18 protein-coding genes are annotated in these 17,523 nt (G+C 51.6%); 10 read left to right on the forward strand and 8 right to left on the reverse strand.

The window, feature by feature from the left end; genetic code table 11:
• The first annotated feature begins 230 nt into the window (after positions 1–230).
• Both KO503_RS11900 and KO503_RS11905 read left to right on the forward strand, forming a co-directional pair.
• Complete coding sequence (locus KO503_RS11900; protein WP_215991774.1) at positions 231–1,694, forward strand: PLP-dependent aminotransferase family protein; 1,464 nt, start codon at positions 231–233, stop codon at positions 1,692–1,694.
• Positions 1,695–1,784: 90 nt separating this feature from the next.
• Complete coding sequence (locus KO503_RS11905; RefSeq protein WP_215991775.1) at positions 1,785–2,525, forward strand: sulfite exporter TauE/SafE family protein; 741 nt, start codon at positions 1,785–1,787, stop codon at positions 2,523–2,525.
• 140 nt (positions 2,526–2,665) lie between these two features.
• Here the strand turns inward: KO503_RS11905 and KO503_RS11910 are convergent, their stop codons facing one another.
• The 5 genes from KO503_RS11910 to ald all read right to left on the reverse strand — a co-directional run bounded on the left by KO503_RS11910 (position 2,666) and on the right by ald (position 7,397).
• The gene (locus tag KO503_RS11910) at positions 2,666–3,247 is read right to left on the reverse strand and encodes a DUF1190 domain-containing protein (RefSeq protein WP_215991776.1); all 582 of its coding nucleotides are present in this window, start codon (positions 3,245–3,247) and stop codon (positions 2,666–2,668) included.
• A 17-nt stretch (positions 3,248–3,264) separates the two neighbouring features.
• Complete coding sequence (locus tag KO503_RS11915) at positions 3,265–4,491, reverse strand: glutathionylspermidine synthase family protein (RefSeq protein ID WP_215991777.1); 1,227 nt, start codon at positions 4,489–4,491, stop codon at positions 3,265–3,267.
• A gap of 125 nt (positions 4,492–4,616) precedes the next feature.
• Positions 4,617–5,447, reverse strand: a complete 831-nt coding sequence (gene fghA, locus KO503_RS11920) for an S-formylglutathione hydrolase (RefSeq protein WP_215991778.1) — start codon at positions 5,445–5,447, stop codon at positions 4,617–4,619.
• A gap of 259 nt (positions 5,448–5,706) precedes the next feature.
• Positions 5,707–5,931, reverse strand: coding sequence for a DUF1127 domain-containing protein (locus tag KO503_RS11925; RefSeq protein WP_215991779.1), 225 nt, complete (start codon positions 5,929–5,931; stop codon positions 5,707–5,709).
• 347 nt (positions 5,932–6,278) lie between these two features.
• The gene (ald, locus tag KO503_RS11930; RefSeq protein ID WP_215991780.1) at positions 6,279–7,397 is read right to left on the reverse strand and encodes an alanine dehydrogenase; all 1,119 of its coding nucleotides are present in this window, start codon (positions 7,395–7,397) and stop codon (positions 6,279–6,281) included.
• 271 nt (positions 7,398–7,668) lie between these two features.
• On the opposite strand from ald, the gene kdsA reads away from it, so the two are divergent.
• Together kdsA and KO503_RS11940 are read left to right on the forward strand one after the other, a co-directional pair.
• Positions 7,669–8,517 (forward strand): 3-deoxy-8-phosphooctulonate synthase, encoded by an 849-nt coding sequence (gene kdsA, locus KO503_RS11935; RefSeq protein WP_215942019.1) that lies wholly within the window; start codon positions 7,669–7,671, stop codon positions 8,515–8,517.
• A 206-nt stretch (positions 8,518–8,723) separates the two neighbouring features.
• Complete coding sequence (locus KO503_RS11940; RefSeq protein ID WP_215991781.1) at positions 8,724–9,068, forward strand: TfoX/Sxy family protein; 345 nt, start codon at positions 8,724–8,726, stop codon at positions 9,066–9,068.
• A gap of 141 nt (positions 9,069–9,209) precedes the next feature.
• Here the strand turns inward: KO503_RS11940 and ndk are convergent, their stop codons facing one another.
• The 3 genes from ndk to KO503_RS11955 all read right to left on the reverse strand — a co-directional run bounded on the left by ndk (position 9,210) and on the right by KO503_RS11955 (position 11,896).
• On the reverse strand, positions 9,210–9,632 hold the full coding sequence (gene ndk, locus KO503_RS11945) for a nucleoside-diphosphate kinase (protein WP_215942018.1): 423 nt from the start codon (positions 9,630–9,632) through the stop codon (positions 9,210–9,212).
• Between the two features lie 127 nt (positions 9,633–9,759).
• Positions 9,760–10,926 (reverse strand): tetratricopeptide repeat protein, encoded by a 1,167-nt coding sequence (locus tag KO503_RS11950; protein WP_215991782.1) that lies wholly within the window; start codon positions 10,924–10,926, stop codon positions 9,760–9,762.
• 292 nt (positions 10,927–11,218) lie between these two features.
• Positions 11,219–11,896 (reverse strand): uracil-DNA glycosylase family protein, encoded by a 678-nt coding sequence (locus tag KO503_RS11955; protein ID WP_252731061.1) that lies wholly within the window; start codon positions 11,894–11,896, stop codon positions 11,219–11,221.
• Positions 11,897–12,142: 246 nt separating this feature from the next.
• Here KO503_RS11955 and KO503_RS11960 point away from each other — a divergent pair, with 246 nt between their 5' ends.
• The 6 genes from KO503_RS11960 to KO503_RS11985 all read left to right on the forward strand — a co-directional run bounded on the left by KO503_RS11960 (position 12,143) and on the right by KO503_RS11985 (position 17,394).
• A complete protein-coding gene (locus KO503_RS11960; protein WP_215991783.1) occupies positions 12,143–13,276 on the forward strand; it encodes a DUF6152 family protein in 1,134 nt (377 codons plus the stop codon).
• A gap of 117 nt (positions 13,277–13,393) precedes the next feature.
• Positions 13,394–13,852, forward strand: a complete 459-nt coding sequence (locus KO503_RS11965; RefSeq protein ID WP_215991784.1) for a hypothetical protein — start codon at positions 13,394–13,396, stop codon at positions 13,850–13,852.
• 12 nt (positions 13,853–13,864) lie between these two features.
• Complete coding sequence (locus tag KO503_RS11970) at positions 13,865–14,362, forward strand: DUF6644 family protein (protein ID WP_215945540.1); 498 nt, start codon at positions 13,865–13,867, stop codon at positions 14,360–14,362.
• A gap of 238 nt (positions 14,363–14,600) precedes the next feature.
• On the forward strand, positions 14,601–15,242 hold the full coding sequence (locus KO503_RS11975; RefSeq protein ID WP_215991785.1) for a hypothetical protein: 642 nt from the start codon (positions 14,601–14,603) through the stop codon (positions 15,240–15,242).
• Between the two features lie 298 nt (positions 15,243–15,540).
• A complete protein-coding gene (locus KO503_RS11980; protein ID WP_215991786.1) occupies positions 15,541–16,377 on the forward strand; it encodes a 3-keto-5-aminohexanoate cleavage protein in 837 nt (278 codons plus the stop codon).
• Positions 16,378–16,416: 39 nt separating this feature from the next.
• Positions 16,417–17,394: an SMP-30/gluconolactonase/LRE family protein gene (locus KO503_RS11985; RefSeq protein WP_215991787.1), complete on the forward strand. Its 978-nt coding sequence runs from the start codon at positions 16,417–16,419 to the stop codon at positions 17,392–17,394.
• The last annotated feature ends 129 nt before the right edge of the window (positions 17,395–17,523 follow it).

The following is a 17,523-nucleotide window of genomic DNA, read 5'->3' on the forward strand; positions in this document are numbered from 1 at the left end:
TCATCGCGGAAATGGCTGCATTCGATAGAGCCAGTTTAGAAATCCGAATGGAGCCAGATAGAGCAACCTTCCTTATTTTGCTAATTTTTCAGGCAATAGCACAAATAATTGTAGTACATATTAAGCAAATCCGCTTTTCCACCCGCTCAACGCTTTAAACTGGCACCTTAATTGGTGAAAAGAGCAGAGCCAGTACATCAAGCATGGCTCACCGCAAAAGAAAGTCACAGATGCAAAATCTTCCCTTTTCCATAGATCGCGACAGCGCTGAGCCTCTGCAACGCCAGTTGCGTCGTGCCTTCATCGATGCGATTCATGATGGGCAGATGGTCGTTGGGCAAAAAATACCATCCTCGCGTGCCTTGGCCGAACAGCTCGGTATCGCGCGCAACACAGCAACCGCTGTCTATGATGAACTGATCGCGCGTGGGTATCTGGAAAGCCAAGCCCGACGGGGATGCTTTGTGTCTGCACGTGGGGCCGAGCAAGATGAAAACACCGCTAAGCCGTCAACTTTGGATTGGAATGCGCGTATGCGTGTGCATCCGTCAAGATTCAATCACATCCGCAAGCCACTGAATTGGAAGGATTATTCATATCCCTTCATTTATGGTCAAGTCGATCCACGCCTGTTTCCCGTGAATGCATGGCGCACCGCATCACGCGACACTTTAGGACGGGCCTCGATTGACTGGTGGGCTGCAGATCGCGCCGTTGATGATGACCCAATGTTGATCGAGCAAATCCGCACTCGAATTTTGCCTGATCGCGGCGTTTACGCCCGTCCCGAAGAAATACTGATCACATTGGGTGCCCAAGAAGGATTTTACCTATTGGCGCGCATGCTATCAGGCCCCGGTGCGCGGGTTGGTTGCGAATATCCTGGATATCCAGATTCCCGCTTTATTTATGAACTCTACGGTGGACAATCGGTGCCTTTGCCAATCGACGCACAAGGGGCGCGCATAGCACCCGGTTTGGGGTTGGATGTGGCCCTGTTAACGCCAGGGGCGCAATGCCCGACCATGACTTTGATGACAGATGCACGCCGCGACCAGATTTTAAATCTTGCGGCCCAAGAAGATTTCTTGATTGTCGAAGACGATTATGAAGGCGAAGTGTCTTTTGCCCGCGACACAGCTTTGAAAGCGCGCGACAAAGACGGACGCGTTTTGTATCTTGGCACCTTGTCCAAAGTCTTGGCCCCTGGTGTGCGGCTTGGCTTTATGGTGGCCCCACCAGAAGTCGTGCAAGAGGCGCGCTGGCTGCGCCGCTTGATGCATCGTTCTGTGCCACTGAACAACCAGCGCGCGGCCGCTATATTTTTAGCCGAAGGGCATTATCTCGCTCTGGTGCGCAAATTGCGCAAAGTGCATGCCGAACGGTGGTATCGTGTCATGGAGCACATCGATACATTGATGCCCGGCTTTAAAGTGCCTGACCCCTGCCAAGGCGGGGCAAGTGTTTGGCTGGAATGCCCCGAAGGTGTCGATGGCCGTGATTTGATGCGCGAGGCGATGAAAGCTGGCGTACTGTTTGAAAGCGGCGATCCCTTTGTGCGCTCTGAAGACGCAGGTCGTTTCTTGCGCCTTGGGCTATCGCTGATCGAAACCGACGCCATCGTGCCAGGGATGCGTGTTCTCGGTGAAGTCGCGGCACGATTGGCGGACTCTGCCCCCACTGTGGCCCCATAAAAACCCAAGGCGTGGACCAATCGCCGCCTAGCAATGCTGTCTAGGGGCTGGATATCCCTATAGACATCTTGATTCGAGAAAGCCCAGATTATGATCCTTAGCACCACCATCCTTGTTCTTGTCGCGGTTCTATTTTCCGCCTTCTTGCGCGGCCTCGCTGGGTTTGGATTTGCCTTGGCTGCCGTACCAATTGTGTCTTTGGTTTTGTCGCCGCTTGAGGCGGTGACACTATCGATTTTGCTGCAAGTCGTTGTCGGCGTGCGCGATAGCTTGACCCTATATGGCGAGGTTCATAGACCCTCGCTTTTGCGCCTATGCATCGGCGCCATCGTTGGAATCCCTGTTGGCGTTTTGGCCCTTACGGCTTTGAGCGCCGATTCCGCGCGGATCATGATTGCGGTTGTTGTCTTAGCTGGTTTGATCATTTTGCTGCGCTACAAACCCAGCACCGCAGAACCCAACGGTCCGCTGGCGGTTGTTGCCGGTGTTATCGCAGGTGCCTTTACAGGCTTGGCAGCCATGCCCGGACCACCCGCTGTCGCGTATTTCTTGGGCACGAGCTTGCCACCCAAACAAACACGCGCATCCTTGTTGTTGTTTTTCTTTGTGGTGTGCATCTTGGCGACACCAGGTCTGTATTTTAAAGGCGCATTGACGCAATCCACACTGGTCATGACCGCTCTGTCTATCCCCTCAATGGCGCTCGGCACATGGCTTGGCACCGCCACATTTAAACGCCTGAACAGCACGCAGTACCGCAATATTGCCATTGGCGTCATGGCCATCGCGGCCATTCTTGCAGGCGCGCGCGGGATTGCGGCTTACATGTGACCCTAGGCTGAATGCCAGCGACAGTTCCTAATGTTATACATTAATACAACAAGACAATTGTCTGTTATAAAATAAAAATCGCCCCAAATTTGGAGGCGATTTTTTTAATAAGTGCAGCCACGTCAAACGAATGCAGCGCCTTAGCCGCCGTAGCTGCGCGTGCCTGCAGATTTCCCAAATCCACCGCGCGAGGCAACGCTGGCTTTGGTCATCGGCGCCTTACCTGCGGTTGCTGCGGGTTTGGTAAACTGAGAGCTGCTCAAACTCCCCTTGCCTTTGTTTCCTGAATAGCTCGCGTTACCAGAAGCGTTGGTATAACCGCCGCCTGCCTTTTTGTACAATGGCTGCGAGCCCGCCATTCCAGCACGATTGCTAAGCATATTACCGATCAAATAGCCCGTCAGAAGTGGCATAAAAATACCGCTTGAACCGCCGTTTCCGACCTGAGCCGCCTCAGTCCCACAAGCACCTTCGCCGTGCTGGCTTTCGCAAACCTCGACACTGTCGTAGCGTGGAGCGGCTTCAACATGCAGCGCTTGAGCTTCGGCAAAGGCCACATCGCAAGCCTCGGTTGAGGCCAATCCGCCCTGCCCGACTTCAGCCTTACAGGTCGCAAGATCAGGATAGGCTTGGGAGTCGATTTTTTCCTCTTGGCAACCAGCCAATGCGAATGAGGCTGCACCGAGAATGCTCAAAGCGACGGTTTTAGAACGTTTTGACATAGGGATATCCTTTGAGATCAATCGCGAATGAAATGGGGTTTGAAGCGGGACAGGTCTTGAGTGATGCGCGAGCGATCTTCGCGGACACTCATGCCGACACATTGCGTGCCAACGACCCAAGATCCGATGACAGGGCGATACCCATCGAACTCAGGCAAGGCGTGATAGGCCTGCACAATTTGCGGAAAGGCACTGTAATCATCATTAGGGGCTGTATCAGTTGTGGCCCCATGCTCGATGATGGAAACGGATGCACCTTCGCGTGAAAAGATCGGTTTGCGCACATGACCCGCCCGCAATATGTCAGACGCGCGATCAAAGGCATCCGACACATGGGGCGCCACTGCGCCTGTACCATTCAGTCCGCCAATGACATCCTCTTCAAAAAAGGCGGGCAATAGGTTTTTGTGGCCTTCAAACATGTTCCACAACACAGGCAACAGCCCCTTGTTGGACACGACAGATTTCCACGCAGGTTCGATCATCAGACAGTTGGCACCCTCGATATGCTGGGCATAGTCATCGCGCAGCATATCTTCCCAAGGGTAGAGTTTGAACAGCGCGCCGATGACGCGGGCTTCGTCGTCCAGAAACTGCCCCTCTTTGCTCAGACCCAGCTTTTCCAGATCAAAGTAATGCGCACCAAGTCCCGCCTCGCGGGCGGCCCAACCCAGCATTTCAACCGTGCCGTAGTCTTCGGGATTGCCGCTCATCGCGGTGAAATGCACATCCATCGCATTGTCGAATAAGGCCTTGAAACGATCAACTAAGGCCTCATGAATGCCGTTGAATTGATCGTCGTCTTTTCCAAGCACGCCCAGCTTGATCTGGTCTTCCAGCCAAGTCCATTGATAGGAGGCGGATTCAAATAAAGACGTTGGTGTATCAGCGTTGTATTCCAACAACTTAGCGGGTCCGGTCCCATCATAGGCCAAATCAAATCGACCATAAAGCTCAGGATCACCTCGGCCCCAGCTGTCTTTCACCAAATCGAAATACGCGGCAGGAATGCCTAATTTTTCGAGCAATTCTTCGCTTTTGACAATCTCAGCCACGGCATCGCGACACATCGTGTGCAATTCGGTCGAGGGGTCTTCGATGTCATCCTCAATTTGACGCAACGAGAATTCATAGGCCGTGGTTTCGTCCCAATAGGGCTCGCCATGCATATCAGCAAAGGTAAAACCCAATTCAGCCGCTTGGTCGCGCCAATTTGGCCGTTCAGGCAGTTTGACTTTGCGCATGAGATCCCCCCAGAATAGTCGCTTGAGCCTCTACATAGAGGGGAATGTGCGCTTGCACCAGACCGGCTGCGCGAGATCAATGATTTGCAACCCGCGCGAGCCGTATCGATAAGGTCAACGCAGTCTCAGGCCTGTAGGCGCTCTGCGTGCCACGCCAAATGATCATCCATAAAGGTCGAGATAAAGAAATAAGAGTGATCGTAACCATCTTGGAGGCGCAAGGTCAGTGCAATGTCAGTGCCAAGGCAAGCATCCTGCAAGGCATGCGGGTTACATCCGTCAAAGAAAGTGTCCGACACGCCTTGATCGACCAAAATGGCAGACAGACGCGCGCCTGATTTGATGAGTCTGACAGCATCATATGGAGCCCATTTGGACTCGTCTGGTCCCAGATAGGCCGCAAGCGCGCCTTTGGACCAATCTGCCGTCGAAGGGTTGGTGATCGGCGCAAAGGCAGAACAGGATTTAAACCTATCAGGATTTTTCAACGCGATGGTCAGCGCACCATGACCGCCCATGGAATGACCGGTGATCCCTTGGCGAGACATATCCACAGGGAAATGTTCTGCAATCAAGTCTGGCAATTCTTTTGTGACATAAGAATACATCTGAAAATGCGCAGCCCACGGGGCTTCTGTCGCGTCAACGTAGAACCCTGCCCCTTGCCCCATCTGCCAACTCTCTGCATTGGCCACATCATCGCCGCGAGGCGAAGTATCAGGGCAGACAATGATCAAACCAAGCTCAGCCGCTTTGCGACGGTATTCGCCTTTGTCCATCACATTGGCATGCGAACACGTCAGGCCGGACAGATACCAAAGAACGGGACATTTCTGTGACGCGGCTTGAGGCGGCACAAAAACAGAAAAGGTCATCTGTGTGCCTGTGGCGCTGGATTGATGGGTGTAGACGCCCTGCGTCCCGCCAAAGGAAAGATTGGTTGAAACGGTTTCCATCTTGCATCTCCAAATTAAAATATCACGCGTGATACACGGTTTGAAGAAATCTATCTGAGGACGTGCTGCAGGCAAAGGCCTCTAGTAGCCGCAATCAATGATTTTGCTGCGCGCTGGCGCATTTCATATTGATCAAAAATGCAAAGGACTCTGTGTGTCATATCCCATTGCCGAACATCATCGCAGGCAAAGACACGAAAAACCCCCGCAGCCTAGTGGCAACGGGGGTCAAGTCTTGCAATACGTTTTACGTATATATTCAGGCGTTCGTTCCGCGTGCAGCTTCGCGCGCAACCATTGGAATGTCAGAACGTTTGATGCCGATGTCTGCCAGTTCACGATTGCTCATGTTAGACAGTTCAGACATGTAACGGCTTTCAGCCACGGAAAGCGCGAACTGCTTGAAGAAGTTTGAAATGACGGTTGTGAAGCGCTCTGTCAAAGAGGATTGAGCGATCTGTGCGTTTGAAGTTGCGTATGCCATTTTAATATTCCTATCTTTCGGTTCGGATGTCGTTTGTGTGAAGGCGCTGTGATTGGCCTAAATTTCTATGTCTCTTGTTAGGCGTTTGCCCGTTTGCTTGAGTTGAATATGGGGTAAATGCTGCGATGCAACAATCCACAATGCGAGAACCCCGCCATGCGTCAAATGCATACATAAATCTTCAGCATATGCGTGGAATACATATCTCCCTTTCGCCTGCTGCAATGCAGAAAAAACAGATTGACTTGTCTTGGTGAAATCCGCGCTTGCGCAAACGTCTAAAGACCCGAAATCAAAAAAAGGCCCCGCGAATGCAGGGCCTTTAACATAAAAAATAATGTAAAATATTACAGCGCCAAAGCCGCCTCATGGGCAGGCAGATAGTCAAGCCCTTGAAATTGCGCCACAGGCTCACAGGTCACTTTCCCATGCGCCACGTTAAGGCCTTCCAGCAGATGTGGATCAGACAACAAGGCTTCTTTCACGCCCATATCCGCCAGTTTCAAAAGATGCGGCAAGGTCGCGTTGTTCAATGCATATGTAGAGGTGCGCGCCACAGCGCCCGGCATATTCGCCACGCAGTAGTGCACGATGCCTTCCTCGACATAGATCGGATCGGCATGAGTTGTCGCCTTCGAGGTCTCGAAACACCCCCCTTGATCGATGGCGACATCCACCAAAACAGCCCCCTGTTGCATCGTTTTCAACATCTCACGGGTGACAAGCTTCGGGGCCGCGGCACCAGGGATCAGCACAGCGCCAATCACCAAATCAGCAGTCGCAATAGCAGTCGCTAATGCGGACTTGCTGGAATACAGCGTTTTGACCGTGCCACCGAATTGCGTATCGATGCTTTCCAGCGCCTCATTTGAGCGATCCAGAATGGTGACATCCGCCCCCATACCGACAGCCATCGCGGTGGCATTGCGCCCGACAACACCGCCACCAATGACGATCACTTTTGCAGGGGCCACACCAGGGACGCCGCCCAGCAAAACACCGCGCCCCCCTTGGGCTTTCTCAAGCGTATGTGCGCCAGCCTGAGCAGCCATACGGCCAGCGACTTGGCTCATCGGCTTAAGCAATGGCAGACCGCCAAAGGGCGATGTCACCGTTTCATATGCGATACAGATGGCCCCAGAGGCCATCAAATCGACCGTTTGCGGCGCGTCTGGCGCGAGGTGTAAATAGGTGTATAGCGTTTGACCTTTGCGCAGGCGCGCGCGTTCAACCGCTTGGGGTTCTTTAACTTTAACGATGATATCCGCCGTGGCGAACACATCTTCGACAGCAGCCAGTGTGGCACCGACCGCGGTGTAATCTGCATCTTCAGCGCCTATGCCTAAGCCAGCACCATGCTCAACCACAACGTCGTGGCCATGTGCCACAAGCTCTGCTGCGCTTTCTGGCGTCAAGCCTACGCGGTATTCATGATTTTTGATTTCTTTAGGACAACCGATGCGCATGTTCATTCCCTCCATGTTCGCTTGGGCTCAAGCTTAGCATCGCGATTTTGGGATGTTCTTCGTCATTATGCTCTGAATGGTGCAGAGGTGAAACTTATGTCCGAACTTTCGTCTTAAAGTGAAAATAAATCCCGATTTTAAAACTCGAATGGGATATTACCCCACGCTAAAGCTGAATTGGGGCGAATCTTATGGTGTGGTTTTAACCCTTCAGCTTGCGCCCTGCCCGCGCTTTATGGTCTATGGACGCAAAGCAATTCGGAGCATTGATATGACCACCATCCAAGCCGTCACCATCGGGGACAAAAGCCTTAAAGGCGCCGTCACGCTTGCCAACGATCTGCCATTTGGCTTGATCTGCGGTCCTTGCCAGCTGGAAAGCTTGGATCACGCACGTATGCTCGCGGAAAAAATCGCGGCGGCTTGCGACGCCACAGGCACGCCATTCATTTTCAAAGGCTCCTACGACAAGGCCAACCGCTCGTCATTGTCCGGCGAACGCGGACTTGGGTCAGAAGCGGGCCTGACAATCTTGTCGAAAATTCGCGATGAATTTGGCTGTCCTGTTCTCACAGATGTGCATGAGACACATCATTGTGCCATGGCAGCGGAGTTTGTCGATATTCTGCAAATTCCTGCGTTTTTGTGCCGCCAAACCGATTTACTTTTGGCTGCGGGCGAAACAGGAAAGACCATCAATATCAAAAAAGGTCAGTTTTTGGCCCCTTGGGACATGGCAAATGTCGCTGAAAAAGTCGCCTCAACCGGCAATCGCAACATCATGCTATGTGATCGTGGCACGTCTTTTGGCTATAACACGCTTGTCAGCGATTTCCGCGGTTTGCCAAAGATGGCGGAAACCGGATACCCCGTTGTGTTCGATGCGACGCATTCCGTGCAGCAACCCGGTGGCAATGGCAATTCATCGGGCGGTGATCGCACTATGGTGCCGCCTTTGGCCCGCGCAGCTGTCGCTGTTGGCACTGCTTGTCTGTTCATTGAAGCGCATGAAGACCCTGATAATGCGCCTTCAGATGGTCCAAACATGGTGCGGATCGAAGATCTACAACCGCTTTTGGCAACATTGCGTGCGCTCGATCAGGTTGTGAAGCCCCAGTAAACTACGGTTTCGAATGCAATGAAAACATCTCGCGCTATGGGCGTCTTATCGTCATATGCCAAAGATGTCGCCCAAGCATCAAAAGTTTGCTTGGGCAGATTACGCTCACAAAATGGCATATGAAAATGCCGCAGAATTCAGCTTTTTTGTACTTTGCTTACAATCTTGAAACGGGCCATCCAACTCAGTCTTCAAGCGATATATTCATGACCAAAATTTCCCCTACCGACCCTGTTTCCTCTATTCGCAACCTCGGACCGGCCACCGATGCGGTCTATGCCCGTGCTGGAATCACCACAGCGACACAGTTGCGCGACCTTGGTCCTGATGCGGCTTACGCAAAGTTGCTCAAATCCGGTGCACGCCCACATTTCATCAGCTTTTATGCCATGGTGATGGGGCTGCAAGGACGGCCTTGGAATGACTGCAAAGGCGAGGAAAAAACCGCACTGCGTGAACGCTTTGATGCGATTAAAGATGGTGTGACGGCTGACCCCTTGTCAGGAATTGAGAAGATTTTGAATGAGATCGGAGTGATTGAAACCCGATAGGTCTCTGGTCCTGCAACACACTCTGTTGAACGTGATCTTTAGGCCGCAATCGGCGAAAACCATTCAACAAAAAAGGCCACTCATATGAGCGGCCTTTTCTAATCTACATGGACCTAATTCAGATCCGTGAGGCAGAGCCTCTTAGCCAACCAATTCAAGACCGGAGAAGAAGTAAGCGATTTCTTCTGCAGCTGTTTCTGGAGCGTCTGAACCGTGAACAGAGTTTTCGCCGATAGACAAAGCGAATTCTTTGCGGATTGTACCCTCTTCAGCGTCTGCTGGGTTTGTTGCGCCCATAACTTCGCGGTTTTTCGCGATGGCGTCTTCGCCTTCGAGAACTTGAACAACGATAGGCTCGGAGATCATGAATTCACACAATTCGCCAAAGAAAGGACGCTCAGAGTGAACGCCGTAGAATTGCTGCGCTTGTGCAAGTGTCAATTGGATGCGCTTGGATGCGACAACGCGCAGGCCAGCTTCTTCGAATTTCGCAACAATCGCACCTGTCAGGTTACGTTTTGTGGCGTCTGGTTTGATGATAGAGAAAGTGCGTTGGATAGCCATGGGAATGCCTCATAATGCAAAGTTAAAGTGCTGTGAGGCGTCTTCACGCCCCGTTCTCGCGCCGCATAGCACGGGACTTAAAGTTTGGGAAGAGAGTACTCAAGCTATTGCGTTAAACAATGCGGTTTCAAAAAGATTTTTCAAAAACAAGGCTACAATCAATCGCACGGTAGTCAAATAAGGCGATGTTTGACTGATGAATGGCCTGTGCACATGACATACGCGGGCGCGCGCCCTTGATTTGGAATGTTTCGGGCCGAAAAGACCCCCCTATTGTTATTTTTGTATCGCTGCGGGCCATGGTCGTCGCGGGATAAAGTCCATCATAACTGTTCATCGAATAGGTTGCGAAAACGCCAATATTACCGACCCCCTTAAACCCGCGGTTGATCTGGGCTGAGACCTGATGCTGCACATATGAATTATGGTCTAAGCCAGCTTTAAATCCTGAAAGACTATAGCCCAAAGCGGCATTGGTTTTGTCGGCAACAGGGAAAGCATATAACAGATTGCCTTTGGCAAACTGACCGCTCAAATCGGCATTGGAAATATCAGTCCGATCTTGCACATCCAAACCGATCGTCACCTGTTTGCCATCACCCAAATGCCATTTGTGGCTGTATTGAAGGCCAAAATCACGGCGGTAAAGCTCTGCGTCCCCATCAAATCGCAAATACGAATAGGCCTCAACAGTGCCTTCACCACCGATATAGAATTGCTCTTGTTTAACGCCGAACCTCAGCCGTGTGGATTGTAGGTCGTGATCCTCATACAGGCTTTGCCGCAGTTGCGCGCTCAGTCCAATTCGAGACCCGCCTTGCGTGACGAAAGCGTAGTTGAGCGTCCCGCCCAGAGATAGACCAACCCCACTTTCGGCGTTTCCGTCACCTGTTGGGACAAAAGTGCCCAATAAGGTCTCAAAACGATCATTATAGGTGTAGCGGTAAACGTTGCTTGACGGCAAAATCGCAAAATCGGTGTTGAACGTCCAAGGGGATTTTTCCTCAACCGACTTGAGTGCCTTCAATAAAACACGCCTGTCGTTTTCTGTCTTGGGCGATTTAAGCAAGGTGCGAATATGAAAGCGCGCTGCATCATATTTTCCAGCTTGAAAAAGCCACCCCGACAGCGCCCAGCGGGCCTGCCTATTGTCAGGGTCCTCTTTAAGCGCATTAAGAACATTCGACAGGTTTATGGCTTTGGGCTGCGCCTGCGCCTGTGCAGATGGCGAGCACAAAACAATAAAGGCTGAGGCGATCCCCAAAGAAAGACAGAAACCAAAAATCGATTTCATTTTGAAACACCTACCAAGGACAATAAACACGCGCTGTCGCCGCATCGGAAAAGTCGTACCGTAAACACAGAAGGATCACAAAGACCCCTCTACTTTTTTCGTCTTAAATTAGACTATTTAGCAACATTAAGGCCACTCCTGATCCGGTTATATAACCTGCGAAATGTCCCCTTCCTTGGGATTCAAGTGATATGATTATAGCACTTTGATGTGACGTCTAGGTGTGACGTTTAAAGATGACCACATATGAACAGTTTTTCCCGATACCTGTTCAACACAAAACAAATTATTTCTATTCTTTCGTTTTGCTTAAAATCCGCCTCATGCTTTGCCGAATTGTTGGAATGACATCCGTTTCAAACCAAGGGTTTTGCTTAAGCCATCTGTTGTTTCGCGGGCTTGGGTGGGGCAATACAAATAAACGATCTTGGCCTTGCCAAGACAGTTTGACAGCGTCAGTAACGGTCTTTCCTTTCAGGTGAGGCAGGTGCCATGCGATGGCATAAGCCCCTAAAACCAAAGTCAATTCAACGCGTTTGAGAGCGTCCATGGTGTTTTTGCGCCATGTCGTCGCACAAATATCCGGTGGTGGTTTGTCCCCAGAAGACCCCGTACCGGGAAAGCAAAGCCCCATCGGAAAAATGCCGATCTGAGGATCCTCATAGAAAGCAGACTTATCAATCCCAAGCCAGTCACGCAAACGATCCCCCGACGGATCGTCAAACGGTCGATTTTTCAAATGCGTAATGCGACCAGGAGCTTGACCAACAATCAAAATCTTTGCGCGCTCGTCGAGCTGAAAAATGGGATTTGGACCTAGCGGCAGGTCGTTACACAGTCGGCAGGCCAGCATCTTTCGTTTGAGCGTATGAAAGTCCTGTTGCATCCATTCCCAACCAAACCGTTTCAATAGCCACGGACTGAATTCTTGCGTGGATTTCTTTTCATACTTTCCAGCGCCTGTCAGCAAGTGGCTTTATCGATCTTTTGGTATCATTCGCCAACCATTCTCGTGATTTAATCTCTTTTTCCACAGAATGACCGCGATACGATCTGAAGTAAGCCGCCAGGTCCGTCAAACTGCCCCGCGATAGCGGTGTCGCTCTTGTTGTAATAAAAAATCACTTTTGGTCGACAGAATTTTAGCGCTGACGCGTAGAATTATGGAAGGCTGGTTACCAAGCCAGTTCAACTGAGATTTGAAGGATTTCTAACAATGGCGATTTTACGCAATCTGGGTCTTATGACTGCGCTCATGGTATCACCGCTCGCAGCTGTCGCCCACCATGGCAGCAGCGGTCAGTTCGACACCAGCACAACGGTTGAACTGTCCGGTGAGATCACCCGCATACGGCTCGTGAACCCGCATGCCTATGTATATTTCGACTCGACGGATGAAAACGGCGAGACCGTGAATCTTCGTTGCGAGTTGCAGTCTGGATCACTTTTGAAACGCAATGGTTGGACCACGGATATGTTTGAGATCGGCAGCACGATTTCCATCATCGGTTCGCCAGACCGCACAGACCCAACCACCTGTTACATGAGCCAAGTCACCTTTGAAAATGGCGTTGTGGCAACGCGGTATAGTAAGTTTGACGACCAAGGCGCGATTGAGGCTGAGCAGCGCCAAACTGAGCGCGATGACGGCACGCCCAATATTGACGGCAACTGGGCTATGGTGCGCGAAGCGGGCGCACCTCCCGGTGGTGGTGGCCGTTCGACAGTCGAGCTGACCGAAGCAGGTGCCGCCGCCATTGAGGGCGCAACCGCAGATGACAACCCGCGCTATCAGTGCGCGGCCACAAACATCGTGATGGACTGGTGGTTTGATCAGATGGTGAACACCATCGAGCAGGGTGATGATCAAATCACAATGACTTACGGGTTTATGGATCTTGAGCGCACCATTTATCTTGATGGTACAGAAATGCCGGATGATTACGTGGCACATCGCGCCGGATTTTCAACGGGTGAATGGGATGATGAAACGCTTGTTGTGACCACCACAGGATTTGATGAAGGATGGATCAACGCTCCGATGAGCGAAGGTGAAGGCCCTGGCTCACGTCCTGAAGGAGACGATGGTGACGCAGCAGATCGACCTGCGGGCCCCGAAGGTGCTGGAGGCCCGCCATCCCCAGTGAAAAATAGCCCTGAATTGATTGTGACTGAAACGTTTACACTCAACGATGACGGCACCGTTTTGACGCGAAACTACACGTTTGAGGATCCTCTTTACCTTGAGGCTCCGATCTCTGGGTCTGACGCGGTTACCCTCACAAACGATGCCTATGAAGACTATGCCTGTGATGACCTGACTGAAGAACGCTCAGAGTCTGCAGAGTAATCTATGGGGCCGCACAATCGCGGCCTCAACGCTTTTCATTCACGAACAGATTAAATTGCCCCGCCACCCGACGCCGTCTTACGCGGCGGGGCACGACCGTTGACAGAAAGACATGACATGGAAATGCTATTCTGGTTGGAGGATTCAATCGTCGGTTTGACGGTCTCCAGCACCCAATGGGGTTATCCCATTGTTCTCTCGCTTCACGCGGTTGGCATGGCAACCCTTGTGGGTGTGGCTTTGATGCTGACAATTCGTGTTTTGGGCTTTGCCCCAAACATCCCCGTGACCTCTATGGCACCTTATTGGCGCGTGGCTCTTGGTGGATTCATATTGAATTTGCTGTCGGGCAGCGCGCTGTTTTGCGGCAATGCGTCTGAGCTGTTTTTCAACTGGGCGTTCCGTATCAAAATCGTGTTGGTCTTTATCGGTTTGGCGCTCACATGGCGGTTGGTGCAAATCTGCGTCAAACGCACGAATGAGGTTTCACCCGCGCATCGCAAACTTGCTGCATTGGCAATGGCAACATGGATCGTCGCGATCATTTTTGGCCGTCTCATTGGTTACTGGTCTTAAGGGGAACATGATATGAATACCTTGCTCAACTGGGTCATCGATACCTTGAATTCAACGGCGCTCAGCGGGTTTATCATGACCAACGCCTATCTGTTTCCGTTTTTGGAAATGGCGCATTTCATTGGGCTGTGCCTGCTGTTCGGGTCGCTGATTGTGGTCGATTTGCGTGTGGTTGGTTTTGCCAAATCCGTGCCAATCGCGCGCGTCGATCTGTTTGTGCGCTTTGCTCTAATTGGCTTTGCGATCAATCTGATGTCTGGAGCATTGTTCGTGGTGGGGGATTCCGATCGCTACCTCGTGAACTATGCGTTTTGGACCAAGATGGGGTTGATTGTCCTTGCGGGTCTGAACACCGCGTATTTCGTGCGTCGGATCAAACCGCAAATGGATCGCGGCGTGACCTCGCAAAATCTGACCAATGGTGCAAAAACCGTGGCTTGGCTGTCCTTGACCTTGTGGACCTGCGTTATCATTTTGGGGCGATTTATTCCCTATGTTGAAGACCTATAAATCGCGCGCTGCCCTGCCCTTGTGGATATTGATTGCAGGGCTTTGCATCGCCTCAACAGCTTCGGTTCAAGGCGTTGCTGCGCAAGATCAGGGGTTTCTGGCAAGCGCCTCAGGTGTTCACCTCGGCCCCATTTTTCATCCATTTCAACAGCTGCGAACGTCCTGTTGTTTGCAGCAAGGCTGACCTTGTTTGACATGCAAACGGCTGGCTATTTCACCACATAACGGAGACATGATCATGAACCTTACCACGAAACTCACCCTTGGTGCCTTTGCGGGCGGCGCTTTATTGGTTATCGCTGTCTTACCTGCTGAATACGGTATTGATCCGACAGGTTTAGGTGAAACATTCGGTCTGGACGCTTTATCCACTAAGCCCATTACCATCGCGCAGTTTGATGGCGATCTGTCGTTTAATGTGGGCGATTACGACCCGACAGCAGAACGGATAGATCAATCTGTGCAAGGCCTGATCCATCTTGAAGATGCGCCTTTTCACAGTGAGGTCATCGATATCCAGATCGAGGATTACGGCGAGGTTGAATATAAATTCGTCATGCCCGCCGACACAACATTCGTCTATTCGTGGCAGGTGTTAGAGGCGCAGGGCGATGGCGTCTATTATGATTTTCACGGGCACCCCTCATCTGAGGACGCGGTGAATTTTCCCGAGGGGTTCGAGATGGCCTATGCCAAAGGTGAGGGTTTGACCCAAAGCGGGTCTTTCACTGCGCCATTTGCAGGCTACCACGGGTTCTACTTTATGAATATCGAAGAAGGCCCCATTACGGTACGCCTCAACATCAGCGGGTATTGGGACGAGAGCAAAGAAATGTACCGCGCCATTCAAGGCGAGGTCGTCACCAACGAAGCGTTCTAGTCAAATTAAGCGCCGCCACTGGGGGCATGTGGTGACCTGCTCCACAGTTTGAATGCGTTTTTTTGATAGGCATATTTTGACAGGCATATCTTGTCTGTTCCACAAACTCATAACCAATGTGGGTTTGTGGCCCCTCACCAGCCTCATGACCCTATGAGGAAGACATACCCCTAAACATCATACGCTTACCGTATGTCAGTCGCACCGATACGATATTTGAGTTTCGCACGGAACTAACCTTACCCTTTGAGCAGATATTTTCATTCCAGAAGTCTGCTCACAGAAAGTTAGTAAAAACATGACAACCAAACCTTGTATCATCTGCATTGCGATGACTGGATCGCTTCCCAGCAAAAAAGATAATCCAGCGGTTCCGATTACAATTTCAGAGCAGATTGAATCGACACACGAAGCCTATGAGGCGGGTGCTTCCATTGCGCATTGTCATGTTCGCTGGGACGACGGGACACCAACTGCCGATCCAGAACGATTTGGCTTGTTGCAAGAAGGGCTGATCAAACATTGCCCTGACATGATCATCCAGTTTTCAACTGGCGGCAAATCCAGCTCAGGGGATGCACGCGGAAAAATGCTACCCCTGCGCCCCGATATGGCCTCGCTCAGCACAGGGTCCAGTTCTTTCCCGAACAACGGTGTCTTTGCAAATCCGCGCGACCTTGTTGAATGGCTTGCGTTGGAAATGGTCAAATATGACATCAAACCTGAGCTTGAAATCTTTGACCTGTCACACCTGCATCAGGCCGCGGCACTGCAAAAGTCAGGTCACATCAAAGGGCCACTATACGCGCAATTTGTCATGGGTATTAAAAATGCGATGCCTGTCGATAAGGACGTGTTGGATTACTACGTGAAAACGCTTCATCGCCTGACGGATGATAGCGAATGGTGTGCGGCTGGTATTGGCCCCTCTCAAATCATTTTGAATGAATGGTGCGTCGCAGGCGGCGGTCATGCCCGCACAGGGTTGGAAGACAACGTGCGTCTTGATCGCGATACACTTGCCCCCTCAAACGCGGCGCTTGTGAACCGCGTTGTCGAGCTTTGCGACAAATACGAACGCCCCGTCGCCACACCTGCGCAAGCCCGTGACCTTTTGCGTTTGCGTCCCGCGTAACAGCTCGAAACTTTTACCATTTCAGCAATAGGAAACACTATGACCACCAATCGAAACCGCCGTAGATTTGTTTTGGGGACATCCGCTCTTTTGAGCACTTCCCTGATATGTCCTCGATTTGTTGGGATGGCACAGGCTGCGACCCCCACCAATCCGCTTGACGGGATGAGCGCTATTCGTGTGATTTCACAAGACAAAATATCCACCGAAGGCCCTGTGTGGGACGCGATCAACCAGCGCCTTATCTTTACCGACATCCCCGGTGATACGATTTACACATATACGCCAAAAACCGGCGAAGAGACGATTCTGCGCAGCCCCTCAGACATGGCCAATGGCTTGCTTTTGGATGGAAAAGGCGGTCTGCTCGGCGCGGATCAACGCACACGCATGATTTCGCGGATGGATTTGGAAACCGGAGAGGTTGAGCCCTTTGTCACCGAATATGACGGCAAAAAACTGAATTCTCCCAACGACATGTTTTACCACAGCTCTGGCATTCTCTACTTTACCGATCCGCCCTTTGGCATGGACCGCGCCAGCGCTGACAAAACACGCTATATCGATTTCAACGGGTTCTATGCGCGTCATCCAGATGGCACGGTTGAGCTGCTTAAGAAAGTCGCGACAGACCTGAATCCGAATGGCGTCATTCTAAGCCCAGACGAGAAAACACTGTACTTGTGCATTTCCAGCGATGGGGTATCACCGATCTTGGCCTTTGATGTTGCCCCAGACGGCAGCCTATCGAACGAGCGTGAATTTGCGACGGGCCACCACAATGACGGTTTATCTGTCGATGTGGACGGCAATGTTTATGTCGGCAACGACACAGGCGTTTTCGTATATGCGCCAGACGGCACGCATCACGGTACGATCACCCTACCCGGCGGAGAAGTCGCCACGAACATGATCTTTGGCGGGGCAGATCTACAGACCCTGTTCATCACCTGCCGCGGGACCAATGTTTATGCCGTCGACCTTGCCATTGCAGGTCTTGCAGCGCGTCAGTTTTAGCGACGCCTATCCCCCCCCAGTCGCCCGCAGATCACAACGCGGGTGAGTATGTGACACGCTGTCCCAGTTAAAATCAGGACGGCGTGTCTCTTTATGACAGATTTTCCGACCTCAAAGAACAAGGACAAC

This window comes from Pacificibacter marinus, from assembly GCF_018860505.1.
GTDB lineage: Bacteria > Pseudomonadota > Alphaproteobacteria > Rhodobacterales > Rhodobacteraceae > Celeribacter > Celeribacter marinus_B.